This is a genomic window from Candidatus Villigracilis sp., assembly GCF_057083605.1.
On the sequence record NZ_JBXMTI010000003.1, the window covers coordinates 62,237 to 76,448 of the forward strand.

At 47.5% G+C, this 14,212-nt stretch carries 16 protein-coding genes and 1 pseudogene; 11 read left to right on the forward strand and 6 right to left on the reverse strand.

Annotated elements, in window-relative coordinates; all coding sequences use genetic code 11:
• Positions 1–65 precede the first annotated feature (65 nt).
• From AC14M5_RS00825 to AC14M5_RS00835, 3 genes are read right to left on the reverse strand one after another with little or no spacing between them, the layout of a single operon-like run.
• Positions 66–1,352, reverse strand: a complete 1,287-nt coding sequence (locus tag AC14M5_RS00825) for an MFS transporter (protein WP_484027718.1) — start codon at positions 1,350–1,352, stop codon at positions 66–68.
• Positions 1,353–1,360: 8 nt separating this feature from the next.
• Positions 1,361–2,464, reverse strand: a complete 1,104-nt coding sequence (locus AC14M5_RS00830) for an ArsR/SmtB family transcription factor (RefSeq protein WP_484027719.1) — start codon at positions 2,462–2,464, stop codon at positions 1,361–1,363.
• Between the two features lie 23 nt (positions 2,465–2,487).
• Positions 2,488–2,712, reverse strand: coding sequence for a hypothetical protein (locus AC14M5_RS00835; RefSeq protein WP_484027720.1), 225 nt, complete (start codon positions 2,710–2,712; stop codon positions 2,488–2,490).
• 167 nt (positions 2,713–2,879) lie between these two features.
• Between AC14M5_RS00835 and AC14M5_RS00840 the strand changes: the two genes are divergently transcribed.
• Together AC14M5_RS00840 and AC14M5_RS00845 are read left to right on the forward strand one after the other, a co-directional pair.
• Entirely contained in the window at positions 2,880–4,019 is a 1,140-nt protein-coding gene (locus AC14M5_RS00840) for a hypothetical protein (protein ID WP_484027721.1), read from the forward strand.
• Positions 4,020–4,131: 112 nt separating this feature from the next.
• Positions 4,132–4,929 carry a hypothetical protein gene (locus AC14M5_RS00845; protein WP_484027722.1) on the forward strand — a complete coding sequence of 266 codons (798 nt, stop codon included), beginning with the start codon at positions 4,132–4,134 and terminating at the stop codon, positions 4,927–4,929.
• Between the two features lie 145 nt (positions 4,930–5,074).
• Here AC14M5_RS00845 and AC14M5_RS00850 read toward each other — a convergent pair whose 3' ends face one another.
• A complete protein-coding gene (locus tag AC14M5_RS00850; RefSeq protein WP_484027723.1) occupies positions 5,075–6,442 on the reverse strand; it encodes a hypothetical protein in 1,368 nt (455 codons plus the stop codon).
• A 150-nt stretch (positions 6,443–6,592) separates the two neighbouring features.
• Here AC14M5_RS00850 and AC14M5_RS00855 point away from each other — a divergent pair, with 150 nt between their 5' ends.
• The 9 genes and pseudogenes from AC14M5_RS00855 to AC14M5_RS00895 all read left to right on the forward strand — a co-directional run.
• Complete coding sequence (locus AC14M5_RS00855; RefSeq protein WP_484027724.1) at positions 6,593–7,234, forward strand: protein-L-isoaspartate(D-aspartate) O-methyltransferase; 642 nt, start codon at positions 6,593–6,595, stop codon at positions 7,232–7,234.
• Positions 7,235–7,424: 190 nt separating this feature from the next.
• A complete protein-coding gene (locus AC14M5_RS00860; RefSeq protein WP_484027725.1) occupies positions 7,425–9,404 on the forward strand; it encodes a right-handed parallel beta-helix repeat-containing protein in 1,980 nt (659 codons plus the stop codon).
• Positions 9,405–9,721: 317 nt separating this feature from the next.
• The gene (locus AC14M5_RS00865; RefSeq protein WP_484027726.1) at positions 9,722–10,111 is read left to right on the forward strand and encodes a response regulator transcription factor; all 390 of its coding nucleotides are present in this window, start codon (positions 9,722–9,724) and stop codon (positions 10,109–10,111) included.
• Between the two features lie 108 nt (positions 10,112–10,219).
• The gene (locus AC14M5_RS00870; protein ID WP_484027727.1) at positions 10,220–10,660 is read left to right on the forward strand and encodes a toll/interleukin-1 receptor domain-containing protein; all 441 of its coding nucleotides are present in this window, start codon (positions 10,220–10,222) and stop codon (positions 10,658–10,660) included.
• Positions 10,661–10,841: 181 nt separating this feature from the next.
• Positions 10,842–11,297, forward strand: coding sequence for a DUF3592 domain-containing protein (locus tag AC14M5_RS00875; protein ID WP_484027728.1), 456 nt, complete (start codon positions 10,842–10,844; stop codon positions 11,295–11,297).
• Positions 11,298–11,399: 102 nt separating this feature from the next.
• The gene (locus tag AC14M5_RS00880) at positions 11,400–11,630 is read left to right on the forward strand and encodes a DUF433 domain-containing protein (protein WP_484027729.1); all 231 of its coding nucleotides are present in this window, start codon (positions 11,400–11,402) and stop codon (positions 11,628–11,630) included.
• Positions 11,627–12,004 carry a DUF5615 family PIN-like protein gene (locus tag AC14M5_RS00885; protein WP_484027730.1) on the forward strand — a complete coding sequence of 126 codons (378 nt, stop codon included), beginning with the start codon at positions 11,627–11,629 and terminating at the stop codon, positions 12,002–12,004. Before AC14M5_RS00880 ends, AC14M5_RS00885 begins: the two co-directional genes overlap by 4 nt.
• Positions 12,005–12,032: 28 nt before the next feature.
• On the forward strand, positions 12,033–12,767 hold the full coding sequence (locus AC14M5_RS00890; protein WP_484027731.1) for a TIR domain-containing protein: 735 nt from the start codon (positions 12,033–12,035) through the stop codon (positions 12,765–12,767).
• Positions 12,768–12,808: 41 nt separating this feature from the next.
• Positions 12,809–13,000: pseudogene (locus AC14M5_RS00895) on the forward strand (toll/interleukin-1 receptor domain-containing protein); the annotation flags it as partial.
• A 29-nt stretch (positions 13,001–13,029) separates the two neighbouring features.
• On the opposite strand, the gene AC14M5_RS00900 reads toward AC14M5_RS00895, so the two are convergent.
• On the reverse strand, positions 13,030–13,497 hold the full coding sequence (locus AC14M5_RS00900) for a hypothetical protein (RefSeq protein WP_484027732.1): 468 nt from the start codon (positions 13,495–13,497) through the stop codon (positions 13,030–13,032).
• A 9-nt stretch (positions 13,498–13,506) separates the two neighbouring features.
• On the reverse strand, positions 13,507–14,212 hold a 706-nt coding region (locus AC14M5_RS00905; RefSeq protein ID WP_484027733.1), incomplete at its 5' end, for a hypothetical protein.

Below are 14,212 nucleotides of genomic sequence, written 5' to 3' on the forward strand. Positions count from 1 at the left end.
CTCCAGATTTTGGAAAGTCATTCGCAAAGCCATGTGCAAAGTCAGGAGACTTTGCACCGTTAAGTTTAATCCGCTGCGGCTGTGGCTGGGACCGGGGCGACGCTGCCTCGCCAAAAGAATGCCCAGTACATGATGACGGATATGGTATAGAGGATGATCGTGCCCATGAATGAAGGGCCGAAACCGTATTGAACTTGCAGCCAGCCGCTGATGGTGGGGCTGAATGCCCAACCGAAGTTCCAGGCCATGCTGGTGAGGCTGGCGACGGTGGCGCGGCCTGATGGTTCAACGCGTTCCATAATGAAGGTCTGATAGACGGGCGAACTCATGTTCATCAATGCGAGGCGGATGTAATAGGTTGCAGCGCCGACCCAGAAGATGGGTGAGAAGCCAAGCAGAATCAGGAACGGGATTGATAGCGCCTGTGTGATAACCACAAGCTGGATTTTGCCAGTGCGTTCTGCAAGCGGCGGTGCGATCAGTAACCCAATGCCCATTGCCAGTGAACCCCATGCAAATAATGTGCCGATGACGGGGTCTGGCTGGTGATGGAATTCGCGGAAGAAGACGTTCATGAATGGCATGACCAGCCCTGCGCCAAGCGACGTGAGTAGCATAGGCAGGATCAACTTTGTCAGCAGTAGTGGGTTCTTAGCCGCATATTGAAATGGTGCAAAGATGGCGCGTTGGCTGTGTTCGAGTTTTGGGGATGTGAGAAATATCAACGGGATGATTGCCAATGCTGCGCCGATACCGATGATGAAAATTGAATCGCCATATGCAATACTGCTGGTGGCGATTACATTTTTGGCGTTACCCATCCAGGTCGGCAGGTAGCCGCCAATCCAACTACCAACGGAGGCCATGGTCATTTGCAAACCCTGGCCGAAACTAAAAAGATAGGTACGCTCTTTTTCGTTGCTGTTCTCCATCAGGAAGGGTGACATGGTCACACCTGCCAGGCTTTGTGCGATACCAGAGAGAACGTTCATGGAATAGAAGGAAGTCTCTGATTGCCATAGCGCCATTGCAAGAATGGAGATGCTGAGCAACGCTCCAGAAAGGAGGAGCGAATTTTTACGCCCAATCATGTCTGCGAGGTAGCCCATGGGGAGGGCGGCGATCAACGCAACGAAACTGCTGGTGGTGATGAGGTTGCCAAGCAGGGCTTCATCAAAACCGAGGCTGAGAACGTAAAAGTTAAAGATCAAACGAAACACACCCATCACTGCGCCGATGAGAATGACGTTTAACAAGTAAAGCCGCGCGTTTGGTCTGAAAGCGCGGATCTGGGAGTTATATTCGCCGAGCACACGGAACGGCCTTGGAATTCTTGTGTTTTGTTGGTTCATTCCTTCTCTTATTCCTGTGGATTGCTTTCCAAAAAGGCTTGTAGACTGCCGAAGATGGATTCAAGTGCCTGCTTGCGTACCGCGTAACGCTTCTCGTCATGGTTCAGGGATAGTTCCACAAGGCTGGCGAGGCGCAATTCACTTAAGTGATGTGTTACTGTTGGCGGGCGAAGCTGCAATTTGCGGGCAATTTCTGACGGGGTGAGACTTTCATGCGAAAGATAGTAAAGGATCTTCAAACGCGTTGGGTCGGCCAGGGCTTTGAGTGACCTCACAAGCGCATCGGGCACGGTCTCACCGGGGATTACAGACATATCCATGGGGCGAGCGCCAAAGAGCAGCAGCATGGTGTCTTTGTCAATTTTCTCGAAGAAGATCAGCGGAGTTGTCCAGAAGGCAGGCGCAATGACGAATTTTGCGGCGCGGAACTCATCCCCCAGTTGAATACCTTGTGAGAGTTCAAAAAATAACCCTTCGATATTCATGGTGGAGGCCAGATTCTGAGCGCGTTCCAGACTGGTTCTTAGTATGGGTTCAACACGTTTTTCTTCCTCTTCGAAGAAGGCCTGATAATAGGATTGCATAGCCGAGAGAAATCCCTCGCCAAGTTCTTCAGGACGGCTCCACCAATCTAGGCAGCGCTCCAGGGCTTCCTTCTTGAGGCCGCCGTGTTTTTTGCCAAAGATCTTCAGGAAAAAATCAACATCTTCCGTCGCCCAGGTCCCATTTGATGTAATTCGTAACAGGGTTTCATTGAACTGTTTGTGCTTTTCCAATTCATCTGGATCGTTGCCCTGATACGGCTCACCCACTCTTAACAATTTAATCAGCCGTTCAGCGGGCGGGATTTGCTTCAAGGCCCAGAGCGCGCTGATCGCATCCTTGGGGGCAGGCAGGCTATTCAGCCACTTGAGCGGCACGCCGGCAATCGGATACACATCCTCCAGCAGTTTGCGTTCAGCCGCCGGTATCCGTGAGCGGACGCCGGCGGCATAGGATGGGCGGATGCCAAAATAATCTGGCTCATGCAAAACGTGCAGGCTGATGAATAGCTCGTAGGCTGTTCCAAAATCCCAGGTGATGGTGGGGGAGATGAGCTGGCTGTCAGTCATAATTTCCTTGATCTGCTGCGGGATTATTTCGTTGATTTCAATTTTCTGCCAATCGAGATCAACATCTGACCTGTGTTCTGGTCAATGTGGTCGTTGAAAGGTGGGATGAACTTGAAAACGGTTCCAAGTGTCACAAGCACCTGCCCGGTTTGCTGGGTGAACACGCTTCGTGTGGAAGTTTCCTTTTCATTTACCTGTATATGAGCCTCTTGCTCTTCGATTAGGCATTCATTCATATTGATAGACATGGCATCCTCTCTCTCAAATAAAACCAGTAGTTAGGCAGTTGCCTGTGTTAGACCGATGTCTAATTAGATAATAGTCTAACAAACTATCTTTGTCAAGAGGTAATTTTCTGGAGATTGCACCTAATTTTTTGTGTATTTGCGGATGGCGTATAATTTCGGAGTTAGAATTGCAAACTATGCCAATAAGATTTCAACCAAAGTTCACTAGACAAGTTATTCCAAAAGTGCGAAAAGGTGCATTAGTTATTCCGACGAATGCAACTCCACTTAAGAGTCTTCCTCCTAATGTAGCTCAGATTGTAGGTACGCTTCGTCCTACAGTACCTCCCCATAGTTTCAGTTTTCATTATGTGGATTACCCATTTAAGAAAGACTTGTTTGATGATGGAAAAATGATCGACAATGGCGTCTATGAATTTTCAGTCAAAGATGCAGTAATAGGAGTATATGACTTGCAAGCTTTTCAAGATAATGAGTTTTGCTGGTCTTTTGCGACAACTGATCAAACGATAGTTTTGGTAGCTCTTAAGATCGGTGAAACATTCGATGTGAAAATTAAGAGACCATTTAGGCGAGTTTTACACATTTCTCGATCCCACTTCCCACCTGGTATTCCAGATAGTGATTACGGAAGATTCCCAATTCATATATCCAACGACGTCCCTAGAAATGAATGGTTCAGAATTACCACATCATACGAGCCAGGATCAAAAAGGACAGAATCAAGGTTGCCATTCTTCTTTGGCTTTAGGTTGTATGGATTCCGCCGCCAAGATCAGCGTCCAATGTGGAGAAAATTTCTGTCAGATGCCGTGATCTTTGCACAAAAGGGCGATTGGGGAACTGGACTCATGCACGTGGCATTTTCCCTAGAGTCGTTCATAGACATGCAACTGATTCGTGCTTTTCAACCGTCAAAATTTCCCGATGTATACGAAGATCACCTGCTGAGAGTTGGTGAGAAGAGGGAAGAGCTTCATGCCCTTTGGCATCGCAAACTTGGTAAAAAAGAAATAAACAAAATGTATGATATTCTAACTAAGAATATTTTTACACCTCGCAATAATATTGCTCACGGAAGGAAGAATAGCGAGGATATTAGTCCAAGTGAATATGTACAAAGCATAAAAACAGCAGTTGAATTCATTTGGGACTTAGATAAAGCATCTCGAAAGCATTTAGTGCCAGTTATGTATCTCTCCGACCCAGCAGCGTTAATTGACCAAGCATTGATCAAAAATTGTCGTGAAGCAATTTTAACAAAGCGTGCAGTGGACAAGCGGGTACGCACCGCCAAAATGGCATGATTCCAACTGAGACTTTACCCCGTTGCGTTAACTGGTTCTCCCCGCTTGCCACTAACGCTCATCGTTTCCTGCCGAGCTATTTAGATGTTGTTTTCAATGAAAGGATGGAGAGATGGCACGCAAAATCTTAAGCAGCATGTTGATCGGATTCAGTTCAGTCCTTTTGCTTGCAAGTGTGATCGGGATCGTCCTATCCTGGGTGTATAACGAGCCACTGACCCGCCAGGCGGTTGGCAGGCTGGAGGAGATTGACGCGGAATTCGAGCAGGTGGAAATTACATTGAAGGATTCAAAAATAGAATTAGATCGCACCTTGCGCATCGTGGATGCCACCGAAGAAGCGTTGAATAAATTTACCCTCAACGACCCCAAAGGCTTCTTTGAAGATGTGCAATCCACGCTGGGCGAGGGCCTCGTACCAGAATTGGAAGTTGCCAGGGAAAGGCTGGTTTCTGCGCGAGATACATTGGAACGCTTGCGCGTCACTCTCTTCGGTTTGAGTTTGGTGCCATTTCTTGAGATCAATGTCCCCGATCAAATCCTGGTCGACTTGATAGATTCTGCTGATTCGCTTGAAGCCCAGATCGGGGGTGTAAGCGAACTTGCCAAGCAAGCCGCCACCTTCCTGGATGACGCATCCTATTTATTGAGCGGCGACTTTGGCGAGACACGCGAAAGCCTGGAATATTTCCTGGCAGAGATCGATATCTATCAAGAAAAAGTAGCTGGATGGCGCGATCAAGTCGCTGGGTTGATTGAATCAATACCCATGTGGCTTGACCGCGCTTCGGTCAGCCTGACGGTATTTTTGCTCTGGTTTGGATTCTCTCAATTTGGGTTGATCCTGCATGGGTTAAGTATGAGGCGAGGCGTTAATCCGCTGGATGTGCTGCGGAAGACATCCGAATAGTTATGTCATTGTGAGGGCTGGTGGTTGAGTAGCCGCGCACTTGCTATTTGCGGCGTATCGAAACCCAGCCCGAAGCAATCTCATCACTGAATTAGAGATTGCTTCGGGCGAAGAGCAAGAACGCCCTCACAATGACATGTGGTTATTACGCGTACGCGCCAGACCAGGTTTCAAACTGCCGCCCATCATGTTCTTCGGGCATGTAAAAGGTGAGATAGGTCAGCGCCTGATAGGGTACAAATTTTTGTTCCTTCGGATTCTGGATCGCGAGATCGTAATACGAATGCCAGGTACCGGCATTGAAGTAGATCTGGCTTTGGGGGTCGGGCATCACAATATTCATGCCAAGTGGTACAACTTCGTAATAATGCGTGTGCCCATAAATGATGTGCTGGGCTTTGCCATTTAGAAAAGCAGGTTCCTGCAAAGCATGGCTGGCAAAGGAATGTTTATTGCCCCACATTTTTTTACGCACCCATATTACCACATCGTTGATGGTTGAAAACGATGCGTGCCCCGAGATCTTTACGATCAACTGCATGGCATCCACAATATCGAAGCGAAAAGCTTTGTCGGCCTCGCGTACAAAATCCATTTGCAAAAATTCATCCGCGATCTCGTCCCACACTTCCTTCAATTCATCCTCCAGCGGATGTTCGCCTGCATAATGCCGAATCTGCCCGCTGATCCAAAGCGGGGAAGCCAGCACCGGGCGAATGTTGGCGATCTTGCGCAGGCTTTTCACAATGCCATCGGGCAGGCGGTCGCCATATCTTTTTTGCACTTCAACCGGGAAACGGTTGCATACATCCATGGTGAAGGCATCACCCACTGTGCCATGGTCACGTCCGCGGTCACGGTCATAATTGAATTTGTCGTACACATCCCCATGCCGCGCAAGGACTTTATGCCGCTCGAACAAATCTTTTAGGAGGGGAGATTCATCCGCGTCATATGGGAAGGGGGAGGCTGGGTTGCTCAACCCCATCTTTTGAATCATCTCGAGGCGGATCCTGTCAAAGGCTTCGCCTTTTAAGTGATAGTACCAATCGTGATTCCCCACCATGTAATGAATACGGACCTTAAGTGGATATTGCTCTGTGCTTTGAAAATCAGGATTGCCCTTGCTGTCGACAGGTGCTAAGCGGATCTCTTCACCATTGGCAAGGCCGCGCAGGATTCCCATGGCTTCTTTATTTTCTTCGAGGATCGCGCGTGTGACCTCCAGCAATTTGGGTGCGTAATTTGGGTTGCCTGGGTCACTCCATGGGCGAATGTAGTTTGCATCGCTGGGAGATGTATCCAGCCAATGCGTGGAATGCAGCGGGTCTAGGATGTCGCCCATCAACAAAACGTCGAGGCTTTCTATCGGACGGTATCCGCCCTCCCTGCGCCAGGAGGCGAAGCGGGCGGTTTCAGTCAGGCGTTTGGCAAATAATCGAAATGCGCTGGGTGAGATTGAATCGGCTGTGGTTCCATCCCCAAGATGTAGGTCACTGATGATAACGAGCATATATGTCTCCTGTTGGAGTGAATTATAGCGCGAATGATTTGATTAGCCCGATAATCGCAGCATGAATTCGCGCCGCTGATTTTGGTTGTATAATTTTTGTAAACTTTATCTCTCACGGGGAAAGAAATGGAACTGACCGGGAGGTGCGTTATGATGCCTGAGTTTTTTGATGAACGTAAAAACATGGTGGAGCATCAACTGCACGCGCGCGGGATCAATGATGTCCGCGTACTCGCCGCTTTTGAATCGATCCCCCGCCATCTCTTTGTACCGCAGGAATCGCGGGAATGGGCCTATGATGACCGCCCGCACCCGATTGGTTTCGGGCAGACGATTTCACAGCCTTATATTGTTGCATATATGACCCAGTTGTTGAAACTGGAAGAGACTGAATGTGTGCTTGAAGTGGGAACAGGGTCGGGCTATCAGGCGGCGGTTCTTTCGCGCCTGGTGCGTGAGGTGCATTCGGTTGAAATGATCCCATCCCTGGCTGACCGTGCCGCTCGTACACTTGCCGACCTGGGCGTGACGAATGTTTTCATTCACATCGTGGATGGGTCACAAGGCTGGGCAAAGGCCGCGCCATACGACGCGATCATCGTCACTGCCGCTGCGCCTCGCGTGCCGAAAAGCCTGTTGAATCAACTGGCCAATTATGGACGGATGATCCTGCCTGTTGGCGGGGAGGGAAATCAGAAATTGGAATTGTGGCGGCGCGATGGAAATTCATTCACGCAAGATTCATTGCTGCCCGTTGCCTTTGTCCCGTTGAGAGGGAAAGAAGGGATATGATAATCGTGCGCTTTCGGTACTTGCCCGGGGGTCAATTGAACTTTGGAATCAGGTCAGGACTAATAGGTTATTTGATAAATAAGTATTCCTTTGTATGCTTACAACCAACCCACTGGGCACCTTCATACATCTGATGCTGCCCTAACAACAAACAGTTATTTTCCCACTCGTGTTTTAAGGAGATGAATTAATGTTTTCATACAGAAATAAACTGTTGAGTATGGTTTCGTTACTGGCAATTTTCTTATCTGCATGCAACCTGCCCGCACCCGTTACAGCCACTCCTGAACTGGACGATCCGATTCGTGTCGTAGACTTATATGTTTCCACCACTGGGAACGATTCGAACGACTGCCTGAGCGAGGCAACAGCCTGTCTTACCGTTTACAGCGCACTGGGTAAATCGACCCCGTTTAGCATCATTCATATCGGTCCTGGAGAATTCCGCAGAGTGGCCGGCGGCGCGCTGAATGCCCGCCATGATCTTACGATCATTGGAGCGGGTGTAGATCAAACGATTCTCACCACCAACTCGTGGGGTGTAATCCAATTAACCAACCCGGCGCGGGTCGAGATCCGCAACCTGACAATAGCCGGGGAGGATCGAATGGAGCCACATGGAACTGGGATTGAAGTTCGCGGAGGTGTGCAACTGGTGCTCGAAAACTGCCGTATCCGTGGGCACAACCAGGGGCTGGTCATCTACGCGGAAGCCAACGCAACCGTGCGCAATTGTACATTCGACGACAATTATTACACCCTCACGAACCGGGGGGATCTGACCCTGACCGCCTCCACCCTGACCGATAACCTGCTCGGGCTAACGAATATCGGCACCGCGCTGGTAATGGATACTGCTTTTGATGGCAATGGCACCTTCGATTCTACAAGCGGAGCATCCACAACAGCCGTCACCAATGGCGGGGCCGGCGAGCTGTCTCTCCGTGGCGGAAATGTGTCTAACACCCGGGGATTTGGTGTCCTGGTAAGTGGAGGAGTTGTCACGCTCGAAGATGTCACGGTTGACCATAACGCCGGCGTCGCGGTCTGGCTTCAGCAGGGGCGGTTGACAGTCCTCTCAAGCGTGATCAGTGATAACGGCGCTTATGGAGTTGCCATTGGTGGACGAAGCAGCGTGACAGATATCGGGCGTGTGGATATTTTCCAATCTGCAATTCTGAGGAATGGTTCCTCTGGTGTGCGGATTGATGGTGGAGAGATACACATTCAAAATACCACCATCAGTGGAAATGTCGCCACAAGCTCAGGCGGCGGTGGAATTTGGGGTTATGGCGGCGACCTCTTCCTGCTCGATTCAACGGTTGCCTATAACACAGGCAAGGGATTGGAACTCGGCCCCGGTGGAGATGTCGGCCCGGCAACTATCACCACTCGCCGTAGTGTGGTGGCATTGAATTCCGGCCCCGAATGCCAGCTTGATCCAAGCACAACCTTATCGGCAAGCATATTTGCTACTTACGTATGCAACGAATCCTGGACGCCGGCTACGCTCAAGCTCCAGCTACTGACAGCAGATGCAGGTACATTTGTTCATCCAATTGACGCTGATAGTCCCTTGGTAAATGCTGGCGGACCCGCAGCTACCTGCCCAAGCGAGGATCAACGAGACTTTCCGAGACCGGCAGGCAGCTCATGTGATGTAGGGGCCTATGAATATGGGTCGACTTCCGCTGCCATTGTGATTGCCACGCCGGGCACACCGGATATTATCCCGCTCGTGACCGACACACCTGAATCAGCTTCGTTTATCCTCGTTATCTTGGTGCCGGCCAACTGTCGGCAGGGACCGGGAACGGTTTATCCAGTTGTGAATTCTGCATTGGCGGGGCAACAGATTCAAGTGATCGGGAAGAATACAGAAGCTACCTGGTGGTACAGTCAACTGGCAAATGATAAATGCTGGATCTCGAATGTTGCAGGCATACCATCCGGTGATCTCACTCTGCTTCCCATCATTCCTGCTCCGCCCACGCCAGTACCAACGGAGACCGAAACACCGGACGAGGAACCTGTTGACCCTGATAATGATGGGGATGGTTATCCCGCCAGCAATGACTGTAACGACAATGATCCCAAGATCAACCCCGGCGCTGCTGAGACTCCAGATGACAAAGTGGACAGTAATTGCAACGGAGACGACGACAAATAAGTACAAAGGAATAAGAAGCCAGTCCATAGCAGACTGGCTTTTCATTTAACGTCAATAATGGATAAGGGATTGTGTCATGCTGAGTGCCGCTTTTCAGGCGCGAAGCATCTCGCAACTTGTATTCGAGACCCTCACCTGCACCGAACGCAGGTACGGTGTCAGTCGCTCAAGACCGCTCTTTCACATCGTCCCGATGTCCTTCGGGAGGGTGACACAGCTTCTTTAATTTTCTTATCCGTTATTCACGTCATTTACGCCTCATAGATTGAGCTCGCAGCTTCTTGACATAGAACATGTGTTCTATTACACTCTCACCTATGTCCATCTGGAAATTCTTTAAACAGTTTATGGGTACGCATCGAAAGAAGAAATACTTTAATGTCTTGGGTGCTCCTTTGCATTTTAAATTGATTCATTTGGCCGCCTATGAGAAACGTAAAAGAAAAAAACAACCTTATAAGGAAGATGCACGCCTGAAACTTTGGAAAATTCTTTCCCGTCGTGAACAAGATGTGACCGCGCTTACCTGCCTCGGATATACAAACCCTCAAATTGCTGCCCGTTTGAGTTTATCTATAGAAACGATCAGAACTTACCTTGAAAATGCCATTCACAAGTTGAGGCTGCGAAACAAAGCTGACTTACGAGTACTGTTTGCTGATTGGGACTTTAGTGAATGGGAGAGGAGAAAAGACCCCTATCGCTAGCCTGATATATATTTCTTCCACTATATTTGCTCCCCCTTTTAAGGCTTACTCATTGGTTACCCCCGAAAAGGGGTTTTTTATTTTTTGAGTTTTAGCTAATCTAAAGGGATGAAAAGATTTTTAGAAAAACCAATCCTCGAAAAAACTTCTCTTAAGACTTTTCTTTGCCATTCCCACAGTGACCGTATGGTTGTGTATGCATTATGGTCGCGCTTGAAAAAGGACGGCGTGGATGTATGGCTGGATCGGGAAAACCTGCAGCCCGGGCAGAATTGGGAATATGAAATCCGTAAGGCGATTCTTAAAAGTGATATAGTCATCGCCTGCCTTTCGCGGGGATTCAATAAACGAGAAGGATTTCGTCACGAGGAGTTGAAGATCGCGCTTGAAAAAGCAAATTTAATTCCCGATAATGAAGTCTTTGTTATCCCTCTCCGCTTGGAAGAATGTGACATACCCGAGTCCTTGCGTCATTTACACCGTGTGGACTTGTTTGAGGATGATGGTTACAAAAAACTCATCCGCTCCCTGCGCAGGGATGTTGGATAGATGTGGAATATGTTTCTATTTAAATATATAATATGATGAATTCTAAGTAATTCGTCGAAAATCATTTTACAACTTGTTCCTGCTCTTTCGGGGGCTTAGCCCCCGAAAAGCCAAAGATACGTCTAAAAACTTTTGACCGATTACTTAAAAGCCAATCTAAAAAACGATCTGGAGGATAACCATGGAACAATCTCAACCTCAAAAGAAGAATAATGTTAGATATATCACCTTGATTTTGATGCTCGTTTCGATCTTTCCGTTGGTCTTTGGCGGCTATCCATTTTTCAAACAGATCGCACTGGATACGATTGGCGTGAAAACTACCGGACAGGTGTCGGAAGTTCTAGGGAGCAAGACAAAGTCTCCTGTTGTGCATTTTACAACTGAAGATGGCCAGGAGATCAAGTTTAAATCTTTTTATGCAACCAACTTTCTTACCTTTAGCGCCGGGCAGGAGGTTGAAGTCCGTTACCTTGCGAGCTATCCTCAGGTCGCAGAGGTTAGCGTGTTGGGACGGGTCCATTATTTATCCAATTTAGGCGCGACCTGTTTGGGAGTGACCCTGCTCCTGGCTGGGCTGGTTTCGATGATGAACAAGCCGATTGTGTTGGACTTGAGTAAAAGAAATAAAATTTGAGATATCAGGTATTGATCTCGAATATCCCCCCGCGCTATGTTATCTACGCCAAAGCGATGTGCATTGCGAGTTATAATAGCAACATAGTTCAGGAGATAGACTATGTTTACTCATATTGCTTATAACAATGAAATCTTAAGTGGCAAACCCCATATTATTGGTACGCGCTTGAGCGTTGAGTTTATTCTGGAACTCATTGCCAGCGGCGCAACTAAAGATGACATACTAAAGACTTACCCGCAACTCACTGCGGAGTCGGTGGAAGAAGCCTTGAAATACGCCGCTCAATCTGTGAAAAATGAAATTCTTTTGGATGTGAAGGTTGGGGCTTGAAAGCGCTTGACTTTCCTTTGCTTGCGGATGAAAATGTTCACCCCGATGTGATTGTATTTTTACGAGAAGCGGGATTGGATGTTGAATCCGTAGCAGAGCAGGGGAGCTTTGGGCTTCCAGATGCACAAGTTTTACAACAAGCAACTGAATCAGGCAGGGCGGTTTTGACCCACGACAGTGACTTTGGCGGGCTCGCATTAATGGGTGCTCAATTTGTCGGAATAATCTATATTCGCCCGGGCCACATTCACGCAGACTTTACGATAAAAACAATCGATGCCATCCGCGATAACGCTCCTGATGTGACTCCACCTTTCATCCTCGTTGCCGAGCGGACAGGTGATACAGTAAAGATCAGAGTTCGACAGTTGTAATTTTCACCAAACCACAAACGGGACGGATATGGCAACAGATAAGCGACCACTAAAAGTATTTTTGTGCCACGCCCATGCAGACCGTGACCCCGTGCGTGCACTCTACACCCGTCTCACCAAAGACGGCGTGGACGCATGGTTCGACAAGGAAAAGCTCCTTCCAGGTCAGGATTGGCAATTGGAGATTCGCAAAGTTGTACGCGAAACAGATGTGGTAGTGGTTTGCCTTTCAAAGCAATTCAATCAAGCAGGGTTTCGACAAAAAGAAGTGCGTCTTGCCCTCGATACCGCAATGGAAAAACCCGAAGGGGAAATTTTTATCATTCCCGCGAAATTGGAAGACTGTGAAAATTTAGAGAGCTTACGCCATTTGCATTGGGTGGATTTGTTTGAAATCGATGGTTATAAAAAATTTAAACAATCGTTAGCCCTGCACGCTGAACAGGTTGGCGCAAGTTTCCATGAAAAATCCGTGTCTAAGCCATTGGTTAGACTTCCTGAAAAGCGTGGCATCTCAATCGACCCAGGTACGTTGAACAGTTTGGGAATTATGTATGCTGAGAGAGCTAATTATTCCAAAGCGGTAGAAATCTTTGAGAAGTCTTTGCAAATTAGTCGAGAGATAGGAGATAGGAAATCTGAAGCAGCACTATTATCCAATTTAGGTTCGACTTATGCAAAAACTGGAGATTTAGTTCGCGCAACTGAATTGTACGCACATGCCCTCTCGATAAGTCAAGAAGTTGGCTCTGATCCAGAATAAACTATGTCTGAACCCAACGCCCCCTCAAAGTCTTTCTCTGCCACGCCCACGCGGACCGTGACCGCGTCCACGCACTCTACGACCGTCTCACCAAAGACGGCGTGGACGCGTGGCTGGACAAACAAAGGCTCCTCCCAGGCCAGGGTTGGGAATTACAGGATTGGGAATTAGAAATCCGCAAGGCTGTGCGCGAAAATGGAAAACTGCAGGCTGGCCTGCAGTTTTCCATTTGAATCGAGTTTGTAGCTTTGCTATCTCAAGATTATTTCCCTAATCGGATTTGCTGTATTGCGCGTAGAGAGCCCTCCGCTTCCGCAAGTTTCAGGTCAAGCTCAAGAATCATTCCTTTGTCAATTTTTACGTGTTCTTCAATTTGAGAAGCTTTTCTGATCAACTTTTCTAATTTCGACTCCAATAGATAGATACCTTCTTCTATTGATTTCAGTTTTCCTTTTTCGAGCCTAAATAGCTGCAGAAAAATTAACAATATCATAAATACCATAGCTATCGAGAAGTAAACTAAGATATTGCTCTCAGAAAAGGCGTTGAGTAATAGAGCTCCAATCACTGAAAGAATCGTAACCAATACCGCTAGGAGGTTCAACGAGATAATCCTTCTCCGTTGAATATTCCACTGATCGATGAAGGAGAGGATCTTTGAAGAATATTCTATTAGCAAATTTGCTATTGCTTTTATTTCTTCTTTATCAATTGTGATGTCTTTTTTCATATTGGTATCCTATAGCTTTGCAAAGCGTTCAACGGCTTCCAGAAATTTGAAGCGGTGGGCAAAATAAAGACTTTGGTCATAGCCCGGCGTTGTCGACGCTAAAATCTCGCCAGCACCTGTGGCAAAATTCTTCATCACTAATGATGCGGATAGATATTCGTGTATGAAATACTGACTGCCGCGAGATTGTTTAATTTGCTCTATGTAATTATTATACGTTCCCGTCTGATAAAAGTCTCTTACGAGATTCCTTTGATGCCACCAAAGATCTTGTTTTGTAACAAGAGTGATCATCCAAATTCTCTTTTTATTATCGGCATCGATAATTCGCGGAACGATTTCTTCCAATGCTGCCAGTTCGGCCTTTCTCCGTTCCTCAGCATATGTTTTTAAAAAATTCGGTATTGACATTCCGGGTTGATAATATTTTGTATCTTTATAACTAAGATCACCAAACGCATGATAGCCCCAAGAAACGACGTTGACAATTCCTGTAGATTTGCCATTCCGTAGAGCTTTGTATTCCTCCGGCCAATAATATTCTGCTCTTCGCTTTTGTCCGGGTGGCACTAATACCTTTCCTACTACACCATCGAATGCCCCTCCCAATTTTTTATTCTCTGGAAACAGTGATTCTTCATATGCCTTTGAGAAAAATTCTGGATCTATTTCCCCTTTTTCAAGAAGGTGTGACAAATAGCTTTTGCCTGTACCT